We start from the raw sequence: 24265 nt of genomic DNA on the forward strand, positions 1-24265 counted from the left end.
AGAATGCGAGTTAGTGATTTGCGGCAACGTCTACTCTATCGTTAAGAGACTCACTATAACGCTTGAATAAATAGACACACAAGATGAAGGCTATGACACCAATTGCACCACCAATATAACCAATCTGGGTCATTCCCATATGAACAATAACTTGATTACCTAACAGTGCGCCAGCACCAATGCCAATGTTAAAAATTCCAGAGAAAATTGACATAGCCAAGTCGGTGGCATCTGGAGATAAATCAATGACCTTAACTTGCATTCCTAAACCAATACACATCATCGCCATTCCCCAGAACACTGATAACATAATCAAAGACCAAACATCTCGACCTAATGGCATCAATAATAATAAGCAAATCGTCATAAATGCGATTGCTGCGGGTAAGAATGATAATGAAAATTTACTGCTATAACGGCTAAATATTACACTTCCAACAATACCCGCACCACCAAAAATAAGTAGTAGTAAAGTGGCAAAGTTTTGGCTTTGTAAGGCAACTTCGCGAACAAAAGGCTCAATATAACTGTAAGCCGTAAAATGTGCAGTAACTGCCAAAACAGTTAACGCAAACATTCCAACGAGAGCAGGCCGTTGGAATAGCATCGGCACACTTTTTAGTGAGCCTGAATGCTCACTTGGTAAGCGTGGTAAAAAGCGAATCAACACAACCATAGTGAACAATGCTATAACACCAATACCTAAAAATGTCGCTCGCCAACCTAAGAATTGCCCAACTACACGGCCAAGGGGAAGACCTAATACTGTTGCCAATGCCGTTCCTGTCGCTAATAACCCAAGCGCTTGAGCTTTTTTACCTGCAGGAGCGACCCGAATCGCTAAAGATGCCGTAATTGACCAAAAGACAGCGTGAGATAAAGCGACACCAATACGCCCTGCTATTAAAATATCAAAACTCCATGCAAACCCTGAAATGATGTGACTAACGATAAAGATAACAAATAAGAAAGCTAATAATTTGCGACGCTCTATTTTACTGGTTAATAGCATCAAAGGTAACGACATCAAAGCCACAACCCACGCGTAGATTGTTATCATTAATCCAGTATGTGCGACCGTCATGTCAAAGCTTTTTGCAATATCACTGAGTAATGCAACAGGCACAAACTCTGTTGTGTTAAAAACAAATGCAGCAACTGCTAATGCTATTACACGGATCCAAGCTGTTTTTCTAGAAACTTGCGTCATATTTCTCTTAGCCTTCACTTTCCCACAAATAATAGATGCCCACGGCTTAACCGTGTGTAAAAAATGCTGCGAAAGGATATTGGTATTTAGTACAGGATTGAGTCGTTACTGCGCAATCTATATTGCTAACAACACTTTTTTGTGAATTGTATCACGATTTTTCATTACTCATAAAGAGTCCTCTTTACCTATTGGCAAGAAATTGGCAAGAAAAATATCTTGCCAACTTATTTTTATTTCCCCAACTCTTCCATTTAATTATTCGTTCAAATTTAAGCCATTTATCTGAATATTTATTACATTCAGTTATATGAAAACACATCGCACTACTTTCTATGCTACAATCTCACTATTATTTTTTTATGCTCAAAGGACCGCTTTAATGAAAAACCATTTTCCAACTGAACCTAACGTTAATACCTTAGCGGATGAAGTGACTTGTCTTAAAAATTTACTGACACATATGCTAAAAGCTATCGGCCAAGCGGATGCAGGTAAAATCTTAATTAAGATGCAGCGTGAAATTGCACAAATGGAAGACGAAAAGCAGGCAGAAACCTACAAAAATACGTTAGAACAGATAAAAACAGGGTATCGCCAATAGATTATTTAGCGATAAATGCTATTTTAAGGATATACCTACTATTAAGTGGTTTAAACTGCACAAATAACTAAGTTTTAATCGTGAAAATCATCTATCTTTATTCATGAATTAAACCATTCTTTATTCATTTAGCTCCCCCTTCAGAACCCTATGAAGGGGGCTTTTTTTTTCTAAAGCTTATGTATTATTGCGTTTATAAATATCTTGGCAATGCTGAATGTATTCATCAACTGTTGTATCGTCGGTTTGCTTATCCCAACTTTTCTGCTCTTCAAAAGCCCACACTTGAAACGTTTGCCCAAAGTTAGCTCCAGACATACCAACTTGCTTATATACTCGGTGGTAAAAACCTTGCTCAGAACGATAGATCTCAAATTTAAACGGAACTAGCCTAGCGGGATTTGTTGTTGTCAAAAAATCATTACCAAATAATAACGTTTTCTCCAGAATATCCATTCTATCCCCTTGTTTAATTTATAAAATATGCACGGACTGCACTATCCCTTCTAAGCATAGCGCATTTAACGCAATTCCGTGATTTTACCTATAAAAACATACGATTTATATAATATCCATAGAGAATATTGATGAATGACAGGAAGTACTGATGAAATAATAAGCTTCACGATTAAAATGAAGCTTATTATCGCTGGTTTATGATTTGTTGTCGTACAACTGTTTTGCCATATCAATGCTGTCTGCATTCACATCTTTTATATGGTCACGTGTTAACCGATAAACAACGGGGCTTAACAGCAACAAGGCTATCAAATTAGGGATCGCCATCATGGCATTTAATGTATCCGCCAATAACCAAACAAAATCAAGGGATTGCGTTGCACCGATAGGTAAAGCAATCAACCATAACACTCTATATGGCTTTATCGCACGCAACCCAAATAAATATTGCACACATTTTTCGCCATAAAAACTCCAACCGAGAATAGTGGTAAATGCAAATATGGCTAATGCGATAGCAACAATATAATTTCCACCTGGTATTGCTGTTTGGAATGATGATGCGGTTAATGTCGCTCCTGTTTCACTAGTCAACCACCCACCGGTTATAATAATAGTTAACCCCGTGACAGAACACACAATGATAGTGTCAATAAATGTCCCTAACATCGCAATAAGTCCTTGGCGAATAGGGTTTTGTGTTTTTGCAGCGGCATGGGCGATAGGTGCACTCCCCAAACCAGCTTCATTGGAAAATACGCCTCGAGCAACCCCAAAGCGGATTGCGGCCCATACTGCCGCCCCCGCAAACCCACCTTGGGCAGCAACTGGGTTAAATGCCGAAGTAACAACCAGTGAAAGTGCTGCAGGGATCTCAGTAAAATAGATGCCAAGTACAATGACACCCGCGCCAAAATAGGCAACGGTCATAAATGGGACAAGTTTTCCTGCAACATCAGAGATACGTCGCAGCCCACCAATCAATACCGCACCAACTAATAAAACTAAAACCCCTGCAGTCAACCATTTATGCACACCAAAGTTACTTTCTAGTACATCTGCCACTGAGTTCGCTTGTACTGTATTTCCGATGCCAAAACTGGCACATGCACCAAAAAAGGCAAATAATGTTCCCAACCAAATCCATTTAGGGCCTAATCCATTTTTAATGTAGTACATTGGACCGCCAATATACTGGCCATATTTATCCACTTCACGAAAGCGAACGGCTAAAACAGCCTCCGAATATTTTGTTGCCATTCCTACTAATGCCGTCATCCACATCCAGAATAATGCACCTGGCCCGCCCATGACAACTGCCGTCGCTACCCCGGCAATATTCCCCGTACCGATAGTTGCCGATAACGCTGTCATTAATGCATTAAAAGGTGATATTTGTCCCTCACCGCGTGATTCGTTCTTTTGAAATAATAACTTAAAACCTGTTCCAATTTTTCTTATCGGTAAGAATGCAAGCCGGATTTGCATATAAATACCAACGCCTAAGATCCCAACAAGCATTGGTACTCCCCACACTATTCCATTTAGTTCACTTAACCACGTAGTTATCAAATCCATCCTACCCCCAATTAACTCGTATTAATTAACAAAACAATCAAATTCATAACAATTTCTTATCAATCCAATAAAGATTAAAAGTGACATAAAAGCGAATTAAATTTCAATAATTCATCATTTAAAGTAGAAGATTGTGAGTAAGCTCACTTGTGGTTTATCGTTTGCAGTTATTAATACAGTTAATTGTGAATCGAAATTAAGATTGAGTTTGTTAGATATGAATAGGTATTTTGAGGGAATATATTTGCATATTGTGTCAATAAAAATGCCCAGTAATTAAACTATTACTGGGCAGATACTAAAATAGTTGTCTATATAAAGCTAACTTAGACTCATTATCTCGGCTACTTTAAGTATTCACCTAAGCGCAATGCTTCAATCCGTTTGTCTAATGGCGGGTGTGATAAAAATAACTCACTAAATGCTTTACCACGACCATTAATACAAAACGCCATTAAACGGCCTTCTTCTTGTGGCTCATAGCTCGTTTTTAACCGTTGCAAAGCAGCTATCATCTTTTCACGACCGACTAATTTTGCCGAACCCGCATCCGCATGGAACTCACGATAACGAGAGAACCACATAGTGATAATGCTCGCCAAAATACCGAAGACAATTTCAAGTACCATAGAAACCGCGAAATAAACCATTGGGTTACCATTGCTACTCTCACTTTCGTTATCACTGTTGGACATAAAACCTGCCGCAACCTGTGCAATTATACGCGAAATAAAGATAACGAACGTATTCACGACACCTTGTAATAAAGTCATCGTCACCATGTCACCATTGGCAATATGGCTAATTTCATGAGCAATAACCGCTTCCGCTTCATCACGGCTCATATTTTCTAATAACCCAGTACTCACCGCGACAAGTGAAGCATCACGACGGGCACCTGTTGCAAACGCGTTGATATCAGGCGCATGATAGATAGCCACTTGTGGCATTTGAATGCCAACTTGTTGTGCTTGGCGCTCAACAGTTGAGACTAACCATTGTTCCGTTTGGTTACGTGGAGTTTCGATAACTTCACCACCTACTGATTTCAGCGCCATCCATTTAGACATTAATAGTGATATGAAAGCACCACCAAAACCAAATAGACCAGCCATGATCATCAGGCCTTGAACACTACTACCGCGGATCCCAGTTAAGCTTAGGATTATCCCAAACACAAACATAACCGCTAAGTTCGTGAGTAAGAATAAAGCAATTCTCATCATTTTTTATGTATTCCTTGGTAAAAACAAATATACGTAGAATTTACTTTATAAATAAGGTTTTTTCACACTTTTTCAAGTGCATTAACGCGAAAACCCTAAAAAATAACATAACTTTACATAGCTATGCTCAAAACTCATTATCATAATCTAAATAAATTATAACCTCTTACTATAAAAATTTAACCATTTGTTTTTAAAGGTTCATTTAATAACCACTTAAATTTAAAGTTAATTTTAATTGAAACGATAAAGCTGTTTGCTCAATCACCAAAAGCAATTTAGTGTATTTATCTATCTTATCACTCATTTTGTTCACCAAATGAATGAATATTCATTTTTACTTTCATTCTATTAAAAAATAATGCCACATTAAGTGGCACTATTTATTCTATTTCGATCTGTTGTTTTGTTCTAAAGCTAATTAGTTTTTTCTTTAGTCGTTTTTGTTACTTTATCTTTTGCTGTTTTAGCCGATTCTTTATCTTTGGCTTTAGACGCTTTTTCTTTTACTGCTTTGGCTGAGTCTTTATCTGCGGCTTTAGGCGCTTTTTCTTTTACTGCTTTGGCCGATTCTTTATCTTTGGCTTTAGGCGCTTTTTCTTTTACTACTTTGGCTGGCTCTTTATCTGCGGCTTTAGGCGCTTTTTCTTTTACTGCTTTAGCCGATTCTTTATCTTTGGCTTTAGTCGCTTTATCTTTCACCTCTTTAACGTCTTTATCCGCAGTTTTAGAGGCCTTTTCTTTTACTGTTTTAGCAGTGCCAGATGCTTTGTCACTGGCCTTGTCGGCTTTATCACTCGTACTTTTTATTGAATCAGATACAGACGGTTTACTTGGTTGCTTGGCAACACCAGCACCAATCACAGCACCAGCGGCTTTCGCTTTGCTGTTGATATCATTTTTTAGTTCAATAGTACACACTTGCTCTGAGCGACTCGTAGAACCATCATTACAAATAAATTTACCACCTTCACAGCGATCAATTCCCCCTTTACTTCCAGAACAAGGGTAGTTTCTTGCATTCGCTGTGTTAATAGATGCAACCATCATTACACTCACTGCTATTAATCCTACAAATAATTTACACATGGTATTGCCTCGTTGCTAAGGAATCTATACCAAAAGTTTAGGATAAATTAAGTAAAGGTAAAGAAACCTATAGTTAATTATTAATTTCAGTCAGTCATTTTAAAAATAAAGTAAACACAGCATAAAACTGCATCTACCTAGGGGATACTTGCTAAAAAAAACAAAATTAACAATAAGTTACTATTCAGTTTCTGTTTTGCTGTATGTATTTAGGTTGTATTGAAAAGACACAAAAATTAAGCCAGCTTGCGCTGGCTTAACCTGACAAATAATAAGAGAAATATTATTTATTATTTGATAATAGCTTAGTGTGCTGATTCGCTAAGTCGATCGCCATTTTCACCGTTTCATCAAGATATGGGTCTGGCCCCTCATAATCTTTTGGCAAATCATCAATTGATTTCAATAGCGGTTTGCCTTCCCGAGTATTACGTTCGTTTATACGTTTCAGTTTTGTCGCTTCAATTTCAGAATCTTCTTTTTGACGCTCAGCATAGTTGAGCGAAATAAGATTCTTACTCTCTTTGTTTACTTTATAGCGAGCAATATCTTCATCAATATAATTGAATTCAGGGTCTTTGCTAATACGCGCCAAATGCTGCGTTTTTATTGACGATAAATCAGAAGAAACATCACCAACAGGCGTATATTTTGCCGGTGGAATGCTATCCCATGGCAATGCGTTGTCCTCGAAGCTTTCACCCGTTTCAGCGGGATCTTGACCTGTTGGCATGACTACATCAGGGGTTACCCCTTCACGTTGTGTACTACCACCATTAACCCGATAAAACTTCTGAATAGTATACTGAACAGAACCTAAGGAAGGCCATTCAGGCTTCAGCATTTGGTCGTAAACACGACTCAAACTACGGTGTTGCTGAACAGTTCCCTTACCAAAGGTCGGCTCACCAACAATCATCGCCCTGCCATAATCTTGCATTGCCGCAGCAAAAATTTCAGATGCAGATGCACTAAAACGGTCGACTAAAACAACGAGAGGGCCTTTATAATAAATAACGTCGTCATCATCGATATCTTGACGAACTTGGCCATTGTTATCACGAACTTGAACTATTGGCCCTTGTGGAATGAACAAGCCAGATAAGGAGACCGCCTCAGTTAATGCCCCACCACCATTACCACGTAAATCAATAATCAATGCGGAAACATTATCTTTTGCCATGTTTTGCAATTGAGTTTTAACATCATTCGTTAAACCAACGTAAAAACCAGGAATATCTAAAACAGCAACTTTATCTTTACCTTGCTGTTTGATTGTCAACTTGACAGCTCGGTCTTCTAGCCGGATCTGCTCCCGAACTATGGTGACTATATGAGGTTTCGCCCCTTTAGTATCAGAAACGACTTCCAACCGAACTTTACTTCCTTTCGGGCCTTTAATTAAAGCAACCACATCATCAAGTCGCCAACCAACTACATCAACAATAGGTTTACCCGTTTGGCCTACACCGATAATTTTATCGCCGACTTTTAGCTCTTTGCTTTTAGCTGCTGGGCCTCCAGCAACCAACGAATTGATAACCGTATTTTCATCATCTTGCTGTAAGACCGCACCAATTCCTTCTAATGATAAGCTCATTTCTGAATTGAATTGTTCAGTATTACGAGGCGATAGATAACTTGTGTGTGGATCGATTTCACGAGCAAAAGAGTTAACTATCAATTGAAAAACATCTTCACTTTGCGCTTGCGTTAAACGTCGCAATGCAAAATTATAACGTTTCGTCAATTTTTCTTTGATTTCTTTATCATCTTTGCCTGATAGTTTTAAGTTCAACCAGTCATAACGGACTTTTTGGTCCCATAGACGATCAAGTTCTTGCTTATCTTTAGGCCACGGTGATTTAGAACGATCAACTTCAATAGAATCCGTCGCATTTAAATCGATAGGTTGCTCTAAACGAGCCAATGCATATTTAAAACGTTCGAAACGTCTTTCCTGAGACAGGTTATACAGGTCATAGAACGTATCTAATTTGCCATCCTCAAGCCACTGACCTGCTTTGCCTTTATCTTTGGCATATTGGTCAATATCGGATTGAAGTAAAACATTATGGCCGAAATCTAACATATTAAGATAACGATCAAATATTTTCTCAGAAAACGCATTGTCTAAATCAAATTGGCGGTAATGTGAACGAGTGAACCGAGATGTCACTCTCTCACTCACCGTACCGTGCTGTGCACTCTGCTTTAAGACCGGTAACTGAGCCGCAGTGACCGGAGTCACTGCTTGAGTATTAGCTATTGCACTGCCAAAGGTCGCTAGACTGACCACCAATGCAATTTTAAGAAGTTTGTTCATGACCTGATTGACCTCCGTATCAGAACTTTAAGTGTTCCGCGCGTACAATCATTGCCAGCCCTGTTGGCAATTGAACCCTAACACCATCTTTCGCAATTTCTAAAACAGAGGCGTCCATCACACTAGTACCAACTTTGACTTTCAAAGTTTGACCAATTTGGAGTGTGTTGATGTCAGTCACTGATTTCAGATTTTGCTCTGGTGCAGGTGTATTACGGCGAGGGGCTTTAGCTGATGTATTTTGCGAGCGTTCTTTATTGTCTGTTGGACGGCGGCGAGGCGCTTTTTGCTTAGTTGCGTCTTGTGTACGTGGTGTTTTATCACCCGTTTTTTGTGCAACTGGACGTTTTTGCGCTTTTTGTTCAGCACGTTGTGCTTGAACGCGAGCTTTCGCTTCGGCTAATTGTTGGCGCGCATGAGCAATATGTTCTGCATCTAATTCACCACAATCTTCACCGTTTAGGTCAACGCGTTTAGCGCCCTCTTTAACACCGTAGAGATAACGCCAGCTAGAAGTGTACATGCGCAATGCAGAACGCAATTGCGTTTTGCTAATACCATCTTCTTCTTTTAAGCACCCTACGATATCTTGAAAAATTCCGACTTTTAACGGACGTGCTTCGCCTTCAGCGATAAAACAGCGAGGAAAACGCTCTGCTAGAAATGCGATAACTTCTTTACTACTATTCAACTTAGGTTGATTTTCCATGAAATTTCCTGATAACAACGATTTTGCCAACCTCACGGGCATGAACAAGCCGACATTATAATCGTGTTGCTGACAATTGCCACGTTACTATTAATTTAACTGACCATTATTTAGTGATATTTAGGCATAGAACACATTGCCAGGTGTTGACACAACTGGTTTACAAGGTGTTGTAGCCCTTTTTCGTCTTCATGGTCGAATTGGCTAATATTTGGGCTATCTATATCTAAAACCCCGATAATTTGCCCATTAACTACCAAAGGAAAGACAATTTCAGCGTTACTTGCTGCATCACAGGCAATATGACCTGGGAATGCATGAACATCTTCGATACGCTGAACTTGGTTATTACTAAACGCTGTTCCACACACGCCTTTACCAAAAGGGATCCGAACACACGCAACTTTACCTTGGAAAGGACCCAGTACTAATTCTTGCCCATTACTGAGATAAAAACCAGCCCAATTAACCCCTTCTAAACAGTCATATAATAATGCACTGGTATTTGCTAAGGTTGCAATTAAATCATATTCCCCTGCAAGTAGCGCAGAGAGATTGTCTGAAAGTTCGTGATAATACTTCTTTTTATCCATAATTATTTCTTGTAATAATCAAGCAATTAATCAAATATTTGTAAGAGTAGCCCTAAGGTTACCAATTTGTCACTTTGAGGTAAATTTTTTTACACTAGATTACATCGAGGTAACCACCTAAAATGAGTCAATATGAACCACATTAATCACACTGATTTGCTTTTTCAACGTTGTAATCATTGCGATCAGAAGTTACTAACGCCTCGATTCAACATACGGCAAGTTGTTGTTTGCCCTCGTTGTTTTAGTCAACTTAATGATGGGCGTTCTTGGTCACTCAACCGTTTATCAATACTGGCTATCACCTTATTGATGCTTGCCCCTATTGCATTTTGGCAACCACTCATTTCTATTCACTTATTAGGAAGCCAAATCAATGCAAACGTCATTGAAGGTATTCACTTAATTAATCAACAAGGGGACCCATTTACGGCCAGTATAGTGGCTTTTTGTGCTATTGCAGCCCCATTATTATTACCCATTTTGATTTTATTATTATCTATTGGTCAGCATATCAATTTGAATCTCCGACCTGTTCTTTTAGTATTAAGTCACATCAAAGAATGGGTTATGTTAGATGTTTACCTCATCGCGCTAGGTATTGCTGCGATTAAAATGCAAGATTATGCGAGTGTTTTCATTGGTCATGGTTTAATCGCTTTTATCACCATGTCTATTCTCAGTATATTAATCCTCATTCACATAAACGTAGATGAGTTATGGAACAAATTTTATCCCATTAATAATAAAAAAGGACAAGATAACTTACTGGTCTGTACAGCTTGTCATTATTGCGGCCCTGCAACTAGCAATGGAAAATGCCAACGCTGTTATCGTCCCCTTCACTATCGCGAACCGCACAGTTTACAAAAAACATGGGCCGCACTAATTGCTGCCATGGTGCTATTATTTCCTGCTAATTTAATGCCAATCTCTATTTTTTATCTCAATGGGCAGCGTTTAGAGGACACCATTTACTCTGGAGTCGTTTCTTTAATTGATTCAGGTAACTGGCCAATTGCAGTCATTGTCTTCATTGCCAGTATATTGGTGCCCTTTATTAAGATTATTATTATGATATTGCTACTGTTTTCTATCCATTTCAAAAGCAATACTGACCCTATTTTACGTATGAAATTACTTAGGTTTGTTTCATGGATTGGTCGTTGGTCCATGCTAGATTTATTTGTCATTGCTTTGATGATGACACTCGTTAATCGCGACCAACTGATGTCTTTTACTATGGGGCCTGCCGCACTGTATTTTGGTACAGCCGTTATTTTAACAATTTTGGCTGTTGAGTGGTTAGATAGCCGTTTAATTTGGGATTCTTATGGAAAATCAAAACCCGCAAAATGAACCCTCTGAAGAAATATCAGAAGCTATATTACGTAAGCGCAAACAAATTTCGCCTTTCTGGTTATTGCCTTTAGTTGCTATTTTCATTGCCGGTTGGCTTTTGTTTCAGCATTGGGTTGAACGAGGAACGGATATTACTATTGAGTTTATATCTGCACCCGGAGTAGTTGCCAACCGAACACCTATCCGCTATCAGGGTGTTGAAGTCGGTTTAGTGCAATCTGTTGCTATCAGTAAAAACATGAAAACCATTATTGTTACCGCTAGTGTGAATAAAGACATGCGGCCAGCCTTGAATTCAGGGACTAAATTTTGGTTAGTGACCCCTAAAGCATCATTAGCAGGCGTTTCTGGTCTTGATGCGTTAGTTGGTGGGAACTACATTGGAATGTTACCAAGCACGGGAACAGAGCAATTCTCTTTTGTTGCACAGGATACGCCACCGCAGCTAAACATAGATAAAGGTGAATTACTTATTCACCTTACTGCGCCAGATTTAGGTTCGTTAAACGAAAACTCTCCGATTTATTACCGGAAAGTACCTGTTGGTTATATTTCAGACTATACCGTTTTGCCAGATAACCAAGGTGTTTCTATCTCTGCTGTTGTCAAAAAACCGTATGCTAACTTAGTACGCAAAGAGAGTCAGTTTTGGAATGTATCTGGGTTACAAGGAAGCTTTGACCTTAAATCCGGGGCGAGCGTGAAAATGGAAAGCCTTTCTGCTGTGATAAATGGCGCCATTGCTTTTGACTCACCACAAAGTAGTCCTCAAGCAGAAGAAGGACAACAATTTGTTCTGCAAGATAGTAAAAAAATAGCCAAAACTGCAGAACAAGACGGCAAAGAGCCCCTCATGCTAACACTTTGGGCACATGACACCTATGGTGTCGACAAAGGACAACCCATTGTTTATAAAGGCATTCAAGTTGGCGAGGTGTTACAGCGTCACCTAGCAACTGAAAAAGTGAATTTTAGTATCCTAATCTATGATGAGTTCCAGCACCTTGTTCGTGAAGACAGTAAATTTGTTGCGAATAGCCGAGTGGATATCCAATTAGGTCTTAATGGATTACAATTCCAAGGTGCTACGCCCCAAGAATGGTTAGATGGCGGGATTCACCTGATAGCTGGACAAAGCCAAGATAAACTTCCCGAAACCTTTCCTTTATATCGTAGTGATGATAATGCAAAAGCCGGTATTTTAGGCGCTTTACCCCCTACAACTATCACCCTAAATACCACGACACTACCAGACATTCAGGCGGGCTCTATTGTTCTTTATCGCCAATTTGCAGTCGGCAAAATCATTGACATTAAACCAACTAAAGCTGGGTTTGCTATCAATGTAAATATCTCAAATGAATATCTTCATTTGCTCACAGAAAATAGTGTATTTTGGGCTGAAGGTGGCGCAAAAGTTCAGCTCAATAGTAATGGTTTAACCGTTCAAGCTGCACCTCTGAGCCGAGCGATTAGCGGTGCAATTAGCTTTGATAACTTAGATGGTGGCGTTGCCAATACTGCTCGACAACACACACTTTACCCAAATGAAACCTCTGCGAAGGCAATAGGAAGCATTATTACGCTAACTACGTTTGATGCATCAAAGCTTTCCGAAGGTATGCCAATCCGTTATTTAGGTATTAATATTGGCCAAATTGAATCATTAAAGTTGTCATCTGATAAACGTGAAGTACAAGCTAAAGCAATTCTATACCCTGAGTATGTCAGTACCTTTACCCGGTTAGGAAGTCGCTTCGCTGTGGTAACACCTGAATTATCCCCTGCGGGTTTAAATAATTTAGATAGTATATTGCAGCCTTACATCAGTGCTGAACCGGGACGCAACAGTAAAAGCCGTTATCAATTTGAATTACAAACTGCCAATATTACAGACTCGCGTTATCTAGACGGTTTAACTATTTACCTTGATGCAAGTGATGTAGGTGCCATTCAAATTGGTACACCTATTTTGTTTAGGGGTCTAGAAGTCGGTGTTGTTACAGGTCTCTATTTGGGAGAGCTTTCCGATCGCGTATATGTTGCAACACGTATTGGTAAGGAGTACCAATATCTCATTCGTAATAATACCGAGTTTTGGCAATCTTCTGGTTTTAATTTTTCATTTGGCTTAACTGGAGGCGTTGCCAAAAGTGGGACTTTCAAACAATTTGTGCGCGGCGGTATTTCCCTCGCAACGCCGCCATCAGTACCTCTAGCCCCACAAGCTAAGCCTGAACAGCATTTCATCCTAAAATTGGAGCCCCCTAAAGATTACGTGGACTGGGGAACATCTATCCCGAAAAAATAATCACTATTAGGGTGCATATTAACCATATATAGCACCCTTCCCTCATAAGCACCTTAAAAATTATTTTGGAAATTAATTCCATTTATACTATGCTTAAATTCGTTGAGCTGATTATATATGGTTAAAATCGATGAATGAGGTGCTGTTATGTGTATTGTAAAATTGAAAATATCTTCCTATGAAATTAATGATGCGGTTATGGCTTCCCATAAAAGCGATACAGTAAGTATTCCATGTGATTCTGATGCAGACTTTTGCATGCAACTTGATGGCTGGGACGAGCATACAAGTATCCCTGCAACTTTAGATGAAAAACCGGTTCTACTCTACCGTGATCGTTATGACAAAGAAAATCACCATTGGGTGATGAAACTTGCTTAATAGTTTTGTTAGTACGCTTAGGTTATTAGCTAAGCATATAAATAGGTAGGAACCGATAAGCTGATATGAAATGAGAACTGACAAAATAATAGGCAAAAAAAGAGGCCTGGTAGATTCCGATTACCGGGCCTTGGGAAATGGCTCTGGCAGAGCCGTGCGCTAAAATTGCCATTGAGACGTAACAAAGTACACTCTAATACTAGCTTTCAATGCACGTTCTTACCATGTTTATTATCAAATATTTTACATATTATTAACGCAATTTATTTCTTAATTTTCTAATATTGAACTATTTGTTTAATAGGTTATACCTATTCATGCAATCATTCAAACCTTTCAATTAATCAATACATTGAATAATAACAATAATTCTTTGTTTTCCACTTCCCTTCTAGGTTGATAATTTTAACTGAGCGATAAACTTAATTGCTCGCACACAATTTTGCAGCAGCTTCTTTTATAGGCAATATTCTTTCCTCAACTGCTTTGGTGCTGTCGGTAGGCTTAAGCAGCACATCAATAGGCTGTGCTTTAATTTCTTTTTTAATCATCAATTCAGTCGCTATGTCATTTAATGGATATTGCATTAGCGTGGCAGGGTTAATGACGACCAAAGCCCCATTATGGCGGCACTCTAGCATGACTTCCTCTCGAGTAAATGGCCAATCATCACCAAATTGTTTTTTACTCACAGATGTTAACGGCGCAGAAAAAGCAGTACTCACAGTTCCACCCAATAATAGTGAGCAAATAATGAGTTTAAATTTCATGGTAGTGACCTTATTAAACATTGAAGATATCTTTGCATATTATCAATTAAATATAAAAGTTTAGCTAGATTGGCTGGTAGCTTGCAAAAATTGCCACAGAAAGAATCGCCATCGTACCTAACAGTAACTCAACCCAACTGTTAATGATTAGGTAATTGACTCGCCCTTTTTGCTTAATAATAGGTACGATGTAATAACGATTGATAATAGCTAATAAAAGCATTCCTCCCACTAAAATGATCTTAAACCAAAGTAGTGATTGGTATTCTGACCCTGAATAATTTAATGGCCAGCCAGGTAAGAGCGTTATGGCACTAATGACCCCAGTAATGATCACCAGTGCAACAGCGATATGGCCGAAACGCGAAAAACGCATCATGGTATTCACAATTTGTTTGTCCATCCCTTCTGCCATTTCTTTTTTATTGCGTAAAAATTGGATGCAAATTAAAAATGGCCACAAACCGCCGAACCAATAGGCGGAGCTAATGAGATGAATAAATTGATTAATACGATGGAACGTTCCGAGTAGGCCATCATGCATAGCTGCGTGCCCAATAAAAGCATGCAAACCAAGTAGGATTACTGAAAAAACTAATATTAGTTTCAATCGTAATTGAATTGATTTTATAAATAAAACCAATAGCAATAATACAGATGACAAAAGTTCCCAACGCCATATTTGGCCGAATGACGTCCCTAAAACCCCTTGCCATATCTGCCAATCAATACTATCTTCCCAACCATCACCCATCAGACCTGCTTGCGCAAGCATCCAGCTAAAAGTTGTTAGCACCGTAACGATGGCACAAAAGAAAATGCCTTTATTCAAATAGCGGCTTAGTAAATAATTAAATGAGCCACGACTAAGTACCACTGCAAATATTGACATTCCACACATCAATATTGCAGCGATAAAATGAATAAAGCGAATAAGGGTATAAAAAGCTTCTAGTGACATATTATTTCACTGTAAAGCTATACGTTCCTTTTGTTTTGTGCCCGTCGACAGAAACGACGCTCCAATTAACATCATACTTCCCAGCAATGAGCTTGTCTTCCACAGGAACGATCACTTTTGTGTCGTTACTTGGGTCTAACGTTGCTTTACCAGTTTTCACTATTTTATTTTCAGGCCCGATAATACTGACCTTAGTGAAATTAACTTCGATACCTTCAGAAAAGCTTAATGAGATAGACTCTGGCGCTTGCTCCACTGCCGTACCTTCAGCAGGAAGCTGGTCTTTTAAATGAGCATGGGCAAATGCTTGTTGGAAAGACATTCCTAAAAATAGAACAGCGACAGCACTAAGTTTGCGCCATGAAGATTTAATAGGGTTAATTGGCATAGTAACCTCTTAATTTGCAGGTGAATTTAGAATAATTGCCAATCATTATACGGAAAACAAACCATTTTACCGCTTAAAAATGGGTTTTATCGGCCTGTCCTGTGAGTTTTCACACAAAATGAAAAGAAAAAGACTTATGAACATTGAATTACAGAATTCATGCCCATAAGTCTAGAAAGATCTTTATGCATCAAGTAGAGATAAAAACTCGATTTCTATCTACCTACTGGTGGATAAATTAGACATGTGTTGCTGCTGACAAGTTTTTCAAATCTTTATCTAACAAGAATAGTGCTTTACCAGACTCACCCACCATATCCAGTTTATCCAGTACTGATTTAAATAATTTCTCTTCTTCATGTTGCTCTGCAACATACCATTGTAAGAAATTAAATGTAGAATAATCTTGTGTTGTCATTGCTAAATGAGCCAATTTATTAATTTCACGAGTAATTAATTGCTCATGTTCATAAGTTTGGGTAAATACATCACTAATTGATTTGAAATCAATTGGTGGCGCAGCAATTTGCCCTAACAGTGGCAATGCTCCAGTGTCACTAAGATAATCAAATAAACGCTGCATATGTTCCATTTCTTCTTGTGAGTGTGCTTTTAAGAACGCTGCTGCGCCTTCATAGCCTTTATCACTACACCAAGCACTCATTTGCAAATAGAGATTTGCAGAATAAAATTCAAGGTTTAATTGCTCGTTTAATTTTTTGACCATATCTGTAGTTAACATATTTATGCCTTATTGGTTAATCATTCATGCGTATATTATGCACAGTATTACAATAATTAAAACCCTAAAACAATCTTAAAACAAAAAAATCCAATTTACTGATAATTAATAACTTTTGTTAAAAACAATAATAATCAATCTCATTATCTTTCCCTGTTTTTTTATTAATTACTAAATATATAAATAGATAAATTTAACTCTTATTTTTATTATTATAATTAATGTAATGAGATTTTTTCTCATTATCCAGTTACAATAATAAGGTATGAATTTAACCGTAGAGATCAAATATGAGTCACAACCTTGCTTTATTGCCTAAAGATGAAATGGATAAGGTCAATGTCGACCTTTTGGCTTCCGGTGTTGCATTTAAAGAACGCTATAACATTGCCATCATTGCTGAAGCTGTTGAGCGAGAACAACCTGAACACTTAAGGGAATACTTCAGAGAGCGATTAGTATACTACCGTCAGCTGTCACAAAATTTTGCTCGTATGCCTTATGAACCACGTAATCGCTAGGCTCACAGATACACAGAAAAAATGATACAAAAAAAGGGATAGCCTTAACGGTTACCCCTTGATATACAATAAAAAATTTATTTTATTGTATTATATGTCACCGTATTATTTTGGCAGTCTACCGCAACTGAATAATGCAAATCAGATTTTGCACCTCGAACAACCAGCGGCACGGTGTAACCTGTTTCAGTTTTAGTGACTTCACTATCATTGACCCAGGCAACCGCTTTTTTGCCTAAAGCCGCTTTTTCATCTGCCCAGCGAGGCAAACGATTATGCATAAAGTCACTTTTCACCTGTGCTGCAATTTGTGGCTCAGTTAACGTACCACAGCTGACGAAAGGCGCAGCTTTACCTTCTTCATTATTTGCACTTAACGCAAAAGAGCTAAAAACCAGAGCACAAGCACCTAAAATTACAGCAATTTTTCGATTCGCTTCCATACCATCCTCCGATACCCATTACTAGGTAAAGATTTTTGATTAGTTTAGCGGCTTATTTCAGCCTATCAGATACCAGTTATCTTCTGGTTATTATCTAGTCTTCATTGATAAATAGAATGACTTAACTAATATTAATCTATCAGATTTATGCATGAATGTTAATAGTATGTTTATAAATTATTAATTTTCATCATCGAAACGGACGTGGATCTGCTCTTTACCTTGGTGCTTTTCTCTAATTTCATGAGCGACTATTGCAATCGCCTCACCACTACTCATACCTTCCGCCATCAATTGATGAATTTTTTCAACAGCTTCTTGCTGTTCTTCGTGATTAAGTGCTGGCATACCAGAAAACATGGTTTAAACCTCATGAATAAAAGACTAAAATCAATGATTAAGATTTTAACATCTCTTCGCCTATTAAGATAAGAATATATGTTAATCTGTATTGATTCACTTGCGGAAATTTAGACTCATCATTATGGTTATCAAAAAAATCCAATTACCTTATAGCCCTAACGCAGCCATTGATTATTTTACCCCACTAGCACACCAGCCATGGGCGATGTTACTGCATTCGGGTAATGCAAAACACTCACATAATCGCTTTGATATTATCGTTGCTGACCCGATTGCCACACTGACGACTTATCAGCTTAAAACAACTATTACAGAGCAAAATCATGCTGCTCTCGTTTCTGAGTCAGACCCTTTTGAGCTCCTTCAAGGATTGCTTGATAAATACCAACCGAAACGCCAGGAAGATAGTGAGTGCCCCTTCAACGGGGGTGCCCTTGGCCTTTGGAGCTACGATTTAGGGCGACGCATTGAAAAATTACCTGAAATTTCGACCACAGAGCTACAATTTCCAGACATGGCAGTTGGCATCTACTTGTGGGCTCTCATTGTTGATCATCATGATAAAACCACTACATTAATTAGTTATGATGATGCTGATGCTCGGTTAGCTTGGCTAAACAACCAAAAAAGGCCACGTAAAAACAAATTCCAATTAACCTCTGCATGGCAATCCAATATGTCAGAAGAGGCATATCATCATAATATCGCGCGCATCCATGAATATTTACGTAATGGTGATTGCTACCAAATCAATTTAGCGCAAAGATTTAAAGCCAAGTATAAAGGAGATGAATGGAATGCATTTTTAGCACTACTTGATCGCAATGGTGCTCCCTTCTCTTCTTTTATACGTCTTCCCGAAAATGCGGTTATCAGTATTTCACCTGAACGTTTTATCTTTTTGCAAGATGGAGATATTCAAACCCGTCCAATAAAAGGAACGCTTCCGCGCTTAGATAATGAACAAGATGACCTTGCTCAAGCAGCAAAATTGTCTAATTCAGTAAAAGATCGCGCAGAGAACTTAATGATTGTCGACTTGCTACGTAATGATATTGGTCGCGTCGCCAAACCGGGTACGGTCAGTGTTCCTGAATTATTTGCTGTTGAAGCTTTCCCGGCAGTACATCATCTGGTTAGTACCGTCACGGCAAAGTTAGATAGCCAATACCGTGCAACTGATTTATTACGAGCGTGTTTTCCTGGCGGGTCAATAACCGGTGCACCGAAAGTGCGTGCAATGGAGATAATTGAAGAATTAGAACCCCATCGCCGACATGGCTATTGTGGAGCAATAGGCTATATTAGTTTCAATGGCAATATGGATAGCAATATTACTATTCGTACTTTATTGACATATAAAAAACAGGTTTATTGTTGGGCTGGTGGTGGTATTGTTGCAGATAGCCAAGCAGACAAAGAGTATCAAGAAACCTTTGATAAATTAAGCCTGATCTTACCTTTATTAGGAGCGCTCAATAACGATGACTGAACTGAATAACTTTATCAATCGTTTTCAGTTTACTTTACCGGCTACCCGCCAATTTGAAGCTAAGGCGGGTAAATCGGCGGCTGTTCTTTTACCCATTATCAATAAACCAAACCCAACGTTACTTCTCACACAAAGGTCTCCTTTTTTACGCTCCCATGCAGGCCAAGTCGCCTTTCCAGGGGGGGCTAGTGACCCAGAGGATGGAACGCTTGTGAATACCGCTTTACGTGAAGCTTATGAAGAAGTGGCCATCCCTCCGGAAAAAGTCACCGTACTGGGTCAGTTAAGCCCTTTACAAAGTTATGGTGGTTATGAAGTTACGCCAATTGTTGGGCTAGTACCACATAATATTCAATATCAGGCTAACCCCAGTGAAGTTGCTGACATCTTTGAAGTTCCATTGTTTGATGCGCTTTCACTCCAACATCATAAGTATGTCGATATTAAGCGTTCAGGGCGGCATAACCGCATCTTTTTTTATTGGTATAAAGGCCATTTAGTTTGGGGATTAACCGCTTCGATTATTCACCAACTTGCCTTGCAGTTAGATTAACGGCTAACACAACTTTTCACCATATAATGCCACTATTGCAGTAAAATCTATTTAAGATAACAAGATATCGCGTCATATATGACAAAATATACCTCTACCACATGTTGTTTTTTTAGCCATATCACAGACATTTTGTGCTATTTACAATCAATTACCCTTCAGCAACTACCTTATTTCAAAAAATACTTTAAACTTACTGGTTAACACTACTAAATAACAGTAAAGTAGCGCCTTTTAAAATAATGCACTACATTTTCATCTTTTTTTTAAGGAGTCCTGCGTGATAAGCGTTTTCGACATGTTTAAAGTGGGCATAGGCCCTTCAAGCTCTCATACCGTTGGTCCAATGAAAGCTGGGAAAGAATTTGTCGATGATTTAGTAAGCAAAAATTTATTACCTAACGTCACTCGTATTTCAGTGGATGTTTATGGGTCATTATCGCTTACTGGAAAAGGGCACCATACTGATATCGCCATTATTATGGGGCTAGCAGGTAATTTGCCTGCCACTGTTGACATTGAATCCATCCCAACTTTTATCAAGAATGTAGAAGAAACAGAAAAGTTATCATTAGCAAATGGCCTTCAGGTCGTTGACTTCCCTAATGAGGGTGGCATGAATTTTCGTCAAGATAACCTGCCATTACATGAAAATGGCATGACTATTCATGCTTTTGCCGATAATGATGAAATTTACACCAAAACCTATTATTCCATTGGTGGTGGTTTCATTGTCGATGCAGAGCATTTTGGCGAATCAACTCTTGATAGCAAACCCGTCTCTTATCCATTTAATTCCGCGGAAGAGCTACTATTAAATTGCAAAAAATCCGGTCTTTCTATTTCTAGCTTAATGATGAAAAACGAGTTAGACCTTCATACCAAAGAAGAAATTGAAGCCTATTTTGCTGATGTATGGCATACCATGCAAGCCTGTATCGAGCGTGGTTTAAGCACCGAAGGCGTTTTGCCGGGCCCATTACGTGTACCTCGTCGTGCACCTGCACTTAACCGAATGGTGACCTCATCAAGTAAGCTATCTAATGACCCAATGAATGTCGTTGACCTGATCAATATGTATGCCTTAGCCGTAAATGAGGAAAATGCTGCGGGCGGCCGTGTTGTGACAGCCCCGACTAATGGTGCATGTGGTATCGTACCTGCCGTATTAGCTTACTATAACCATTGTATAGAACCTGTAACGCCTGAGTTATATATGCGCTATTTCTTAGCTTCGGGCGCTATTGGTATTTTATACAAAATGAATGCGTCCATTTCAGGTGCTGAAGTTGGCTGCCAAGGTGAAGTCGGTGTGGCATGTTCGATGGCCGCGGCTGGCCTGGCCGAATTATTCGGTGGTAGCCCTGAGCAAGTGTGTATTGCTGCTGAAATCGGTATGGAGCACAATTTAGGTTTAACTTGTGACCCTGTTGCTGGCCAAGTTCAAGTTCCTTGCATTGAACGAAATGCCATCGCATCTGTTAAAGCGGTGAATGCCACACGTATGGCTCTACGCAGAACAAGCGAACCACGAGTTTCACTTGATAAAGTCATTGAAACTATGTACGAAACAGGGAAAGACATGAATGCAAAATATCGTGAGACATCCCGAGGCGGGTTAGCCATCAAAGTACAATGTGACTAATTTTATTAGCATTTAATCCTTAAGCACCCTTTTCTATTCTGTTATCACTTTAAACAGGATTTTGAGGGTGCTTTTTTAGCATGCATTAAAAAGTTTTTTCTATTTTTGCTATGCTTCTCTTCCCATATAGTCCAATTCAACTAATCAATTATCCACAGTTTTTTCATTGAATTAACTCAATTTTCTTATGCTCAGCAAACTATATCAAAACAAAATTTATACTATTTTGTGCTAAAGACTGTTTTGACATGACTGAAAGATAACTGTTCCCCATTGAATTTTGGTTATTTTATACTCTAAAAATCAATATCACACTATTTTTCGGGCTGCTTTTGTTACCGATAACAAAATAATAAGCCAATAAAAGATAAATATTTAGTTTATTGATTTTTTTAAATAAAAATAAACAGCAACTAACTGCGATTTAATATCATTTTTTAGGTGTATTCTTATTTTTCTGACGCGAAACAAGTTTTTAGGATAATACGAGATGATATGCTAATAATGTAATTGATACTAACAACACCATGAGTTAGCTCATGAATATTATGAGACGTTTGTAATTATTCAGCTAAAATTATCTTACAGGGGAAACTGATAAAAAGGAGTCTAACTTAAGTGTCCATTTTATCAACAGATGATATTTTGTTTTATCTATCTATGAGGGAAAAATAGTGAGTATAGCTATTATGATTGGTACACACGGAGTCGCCGCAGAGCAGCTTCTTCGAACCACCGAGATGTTAATAGGCGAGCAAGAGAACGTTTCGTTTATTGACTTTATCCCTGGGGAAAACGCAGACACCCTATTTGATAAGTACACCCAAAAGCTAACTGATTTAGATACATCAAAGGGTGTCTTATTCCTTGTTGATACATGGGGAGGTAGTCCATTTAACGCCGCTAGTCGCATTGTTAATGAAAATAGTAATTATGACATTATTACAGGCGTGAATGTTCCAATGTTAGTTGAAACCTTTATGTGCCGTGATGATGATCCATCTATGAATGAGCTAATCACTGTCGCACTTGAAACCGGACGCGGGGGTGTTCGTTCATTTAAATTCAAAGAAGCTGAAGCAGAAGTAGAACCCGCTCCTGTAGTACCCAGTACTCCTGCCCCAGCACCAGTGAAAGCTGGCCCCGGTGAACATATGGTGATCGCACTTGCTCGTATTGATGACAGATTAATTCACGGACAAGTCGCAACACGCTGGACGAAAGAAACTCAAGTTAAGCGCATTATTGTGGTCAGTGATGACGTGGCTAAAGACCACGTTCGGTCAACATTGCTAAAACAAGTCGCACCACCAGGTGTCACCGCGCATGTTGTCGATGTTGCTAAATGTATTCGCGTTTATAACAACCCGAAATATGCCGGTGAGCGTGTTATGTTGCTTTTCACTAACCCAACTGATGTTAAACGTATCGTCGAAGAAGGCGTTGATGTGAAATCTGTGAATATTGGAGGCATGGCATACCATGACGGAAAAACCATGGTCACAAATGCCGTCTCTATCAATCAAGAAGACATTGATGCATTTAACTATTTGAACGACAAAAATATTGAACTTGAAGTCAGGAAAGTTTCATCAGATAGCAAAGTTTACATGATGGACTTGATTAATAAGCTCAAAAAATAATTTCTATCGCAATTTTTATATTGATTTTAATCCATTACTCAAAACAGATTTTAAAACTTTTGGTTACAGGAGATTAAACAATGGAACTTACCGTTGTTCAAATAGTAATGGTCTTTATCGTCGCGTGTATCGCGGGGATGGGATCAATCCTTGATGAATTCCAATTTCACCGTCCCCTCATTGCTTGTACACTTATAGGTATCGTTCTGGGAGACATGAAAACGGGTATCATCATTGGTGGTACATTAGAAATGATCGCACTTGGATGGATGAATATCGGTGCTGCTGTTGCACCTGATGCCGCTTTAGCCTCTATTATTTCAACTATCCTCGTCATTGCTGGTGGTCAAAGTATTGGTGCAGGTATTGCCATTGCTATCCCACTCGCAGCTGCAGGTCAAGTATTAACCATTATCGTTCGTACAGTGACAGTTGCATTCCAACATGCTGCCGATAAAGCCGCCCTCAATGGCAATTTAACGGCTATTGGCTTTATTCATATATCTGCATTACTACTGCAAGCGATGCGTATCGCAATACCCGCGTTGATTGTTGCCATTTCGGTTGGTACATCCGAAGTACAACAAATGTTGGACTCTATCCCACAAGTTGTCACTGACGGCCTTAATATTGCGGGTGGTATGATTGTCGTTGTCGGTTATGCGATGGTTATCAATATGATGCGCGCAGGCTACTTAATGCCATTCTTCTACTTAGGTTTTGTTACCGCGGCATTTACTGATTTCAACCTAGTTGCACTTGGGGTAATCGGTACTGTGATGGCTATCTTATATATCCAACTCAGTCCAAAATACAATAAATCGCAAACTGTTGTTACCCAAGGAAATAGTAGCAATAACAACCTTGATAATGAGCTAGACTAGGAGGAACGTATA

General features: G+C 38.8%; 24 protein-coding genes. 10 read left to right on the top strand and 14 right to left on the bottom strand.

All coding sequences use genetic code 11. The features are described 5' to 3' along the window. Positions 1-10: 10 nt before the first annotated feature. Positions 11-1210 carry a sugar transporter gene (locus PSF09_RS07850; RefSeq protein ID WP_210838331.1) on the bottom strand — a complete coding sequence of 400 codons (1200 nt, stop codon included), beginning with the start codon at positions 1208-1210 and terminating at the stop codon, positions 11-13. 382 nt (positions 1211-1592) lie between these two features. Here PSF09_RS07850 and PSF09_RS07855 point away from each other — a divergent pair, with 382 nt between their 5' ends. Continuing rightward, positions 1593-1814: a DUF2594 family protein gene (locus PSF09_RS07855; protein WP_102138673.1), complete on the top strand. Its 222-nt coding sequence runs from the start codon at positions 1593-1595 to the stop codon at positions 1812-1814. A gap of 177 nt (positions 1815-1991) precedes the next feature. On the opposite strand, the gene PSF09_RS07860 is transcribed toward PSF09_RS07855, so the two are convergent. From PSF09_RS07860 to PSF09_RS07890, 7 genes are all read right to left on the bottom strand, one after another. Beyond that, positions 1992-2270, bottom strand: a complete 279-nt coding sequence (locus tag PSF09_RS07860) for a hypothetical protein (RefSeq protein ID WP_004911225.1) — start codon at positions 2268-2270, stop codon at positions 1992-1994. Positions 2271-2468: 198 nt separating this feature from the next. After that, a complete protein-coding gene (locus PSF09_RS07865) occupies positions 2469-3851 on the bottom strand; it encodes an alanine/glycine:cation symporter family protein (protein WP_272664803.1) in 1383 nt (460 codons plus the stop codon). A 344-nt stretch (positions 3852-4195) separates the two neighbouring features. Beyond that, the gene (gene htpX, locus PSF09_RS07870; protein WP_272683715.1) at positions 4196-5077 is read right to left on the bottom strand and encodes a protease HtpX; all 882 of its coding nucleotides are present in this window, start codon (positions 5075-5077) and stop codon (positions 4196-4198) included. A gap of 417 nt (positions 5078-5494) precedes the next feature. Beyond that, on the bottom strand, positions 5495-6166 hold the full coding sequence (locus PSF09_RS07875; RefSeq protein ID WP_272683716.1) for a cell envelope biogenesis protein TolA: 672 nt from the start codon (positions 6164-6166) through the stop codon (positions 5495-5497). Between the two features lie 283 nt (positions 6167-6449). Further along, positions 6450-8492, bottom strand: a complete 2043-nt coding sequence (gene prc, locus PSF09_RS07880; protein WP_272683717.1) for a carboxy terminal-processing peptidase — start codon at positions 8490-8492, stop codon at positions 6450-6452. A gap of 19 nt (positions 8493-8511) precedes the next feature. After that, positions 8512-9201, bottom strand: coding sequence for an RNA chaperone ProQ (gene proQ / locus PSF09_RS07885; RefSeq protein ID WP_004911233.1), 690 nt, complete (start codon positions 9199-9201; stop codon positions 8512-8514). A gap of 110 nt (positions 9202-9311) precedes the next feature. Further along, on the bottom strand, positions 9312-9794 hold the full coding sequence (locus tag PSF09_RS07890) for a GAF domain-containing protein (protein WP_004911236.1): 483 nt from the start codon (positions 9792-9794) through the stop codon (positions 9312-9314). A gap of 132 nt (positions 9795-9926) precedes the next feature. Between PSF09_RS07890 and yebS the strand changes: the two genes are divergently transcribed. The 3 genes from yebS (at position 9927) to PSF09_RS07905 (ending at position 13848) form a co-directional block, all read left to right on the top strand. After that, positions 9927-11153 (top strand): membrane integrity lipid transport subunit YebS, encoded by a 1227-nt coding sequence (yebS, locus tag PSF09_RS07895; RefSeq protein WP_272664791.1) that lies wholly within the window; start codon positions 9927-9929, stop codon positions 11151-11153. Beyond that, positions 11128-13467 carry a PqiB family protein gene (locus PSF09_RS07900; RefSeq protein WP_272683718.1) on the top strand — a complete coding sequence of 780 codons (2340 nt, stop codon included), beginning with the start codon at positions 11128-11130 and terminating at the stop codon, positions 13465-13467. Before yebS ends, PSF09_RS07900 begins: the two co-directional genes overlap by 26 nt. 147 nt (positions 13468-13614) lie before the next feature. Beyond that, positions 13615-13848, top strand: a complete 234-nt coding sequence (locus PSF09_RS07905) for a DUF1480 family protein (RefSeq protein ID WP_272683719.1) — start codon at positions 13615-13617, stop codon at positions 13846-13848. A gap of 422 nt (positions 13849-14270) precedes the next feature. On the opposite strand, the gene PSF09_RS07910 is transcribed toward PSF09_RS07905, so the two are convergent. The 4 genes from PSF09_RS07910 to ftnA all read right to left on the bottom strand — a co-directional run bounded on the left by PSF09_RS07910 (position 14271) and on the right by ftnA (position 16709). Next, complete coding sequence (locus tag PSF09_RS07910) at positions 14271-14618, bottom strand: YebY family protein (protein WP_210838344.1); 348 nt, start codon at positions 14616-14618, stop codon at positions 14271-14273. 64 nt (positions 14619-14682) lie between these two features. Next, the gene (gene copD, locus PSF09_RS07915) at positions 14683-15579 is read right to left on the bottom strand and encodes a copper homeostasis membrane protein CopD (RefSeq protein ID WP_272683720.1); all 897 of its coding nucleotides are present in this window, start codon (positions 15577-15579) and stop codon (positions 14683-14685) included. Position 15580: 1 nt separating this feature from the next. Next, positions 15581-15967: a copper homeostasis periplasmic binding protein CopC gene (gene copC / locus PSF09_RS07920; RefSeq protein ID WP_210838348.1), complete on the bottom strand. Its 387-nt coding sequence runs from the start codon at positions 15965-15967 to the stop codon at positions 15581-15583. Between the two features lie 238 nt (positions 15968-16205). Continuing rightward, on the bottom strand, positions 16206-16709 hold the full coding sequence (gene ftnA / locus PSF09_RS07925; protein WP_272683721.1) for a non-heme ferritin: 504 nt from the start codon (positions 16707-16709) through the stop codon (positions 16206-16208). Between the two features lie 290 nt (positions 16710-16999). Between ftnA and PSF09_RS07930 the strand changes: the two genes are divergently transcribed. Next, the gene (locus tag PSF09_RS07930) at positions 17000-17230 is read left to right on the top strand and encodes a DNA polymerase III subunit theta (RefSeq protein ID WP_004253885.1); all 231 of its coding nucleotides are present in this window, start codon (positions 17000-17002) and stop codon (positions 17228-17230) included. Between the two features lie 77 nt (positions 17231-17307). On the opposite strand, the gene yebF is transcribed toward PSF09_RS07930, so the two are convergent. Continuing rightward, positions 17308-17673: a protein YebF gene (yebF, locus tag PSF09_RS07935; RefSeq protein ID WP_272683722.1), complete on the bottom strand. Its 366-nt coding sequence runs from the start codon at positions 17671-17673 to the stop codon at positions 17308-17310. A 180-nt stretch (positions 17674-17853) separates the two neighbouring features. Further along, complete coding sequence (locus PSF09_RS07940; RefSeq protein ID WP_004911263.1) at positions 17854-18033, bottom strand: YoaH family protein; 180 nt, start codon at positions 18031-18033, stop codon at positions 17854-17856. 124 nt (positions 18034-18157) lie between these two features. Between PSF09_RS07940 and pabB the strand changes: the two genes are divergently transcribed. The 5 genes from pabB (at position 18158) to PSF09_RS07965 (ending at position 24253) form a co-directional block, all read left to right on the top strand. After that, on the top strand, positions 18158-19528 hold the full coding sequence (gene pabB / locus PSF09_RS07945; RefSeq protein ID WP_272683723.1) for an aminodeoxychorismate synthase component 1: 1371 nt from the start codon (positions 18158-18160) through the stop codon (positions 19526-19528). Beyond that, entirely contained in the window at positions 19521-20081 is a 561-nt protein-coding gene (locus PSF09_RS07950) for a CoA pyrophosphatase (RefSeq protein WP_210840166.1), read from the top strand. Before pabB ends, PSF09_RS07950 begins: the two co-directional genes overlap by 8 nt. 280 nt (positions 20082-20361) lie before the next feature. Continuing rightward, positions 20362-21726, top strand: a complete 1365-nt coding sequence (locus PSF09_RS07955) for an L-serine ammonia-lyase (protein ID WP_210840165.1) — start codon at positions 20362-20364, stop codon at positions 21724-21726. Positions 21727-22400: 674 nt separating this feature from the next. Continuing rightward, on the top strand, positions 22401-23369 hold the full coding sequence (gene manX / locus PSF09_RS07960) for a PTS mannose transporter subunit IIAB (protein WP_272664786.1): 969 nt from the start codon (positions 22401-22403) through the stop codon (positions 23367-23369). 80 nt (positions 23370-23449) lie between these two features. Beyond that, positions 23450-24253: a PTS mannose/fructose/sorbose transporter subunit IIC gene (locus PSF09_RS07965; RefSeq protein ID WP_004253851.1), complete on the top strand. Its 804-nt coding sequence runs from the start codon at positions 23450-23452 to the stop codon at positions 24251-24253. Positions 24254-24265 lie beyond the last annotated feature (12 nt).

It is taken from the genome of Providencia sp. PROV141 (genome assembly GCF_028481645.1).
In the GTDB taxonomy this organism is placed as follows: Bacteria; Pseudomonadota; Gammaproteobacteria; order Enterobacterales; family Enterobacteriaceae; genus Providencia; species Providencia rettgeri.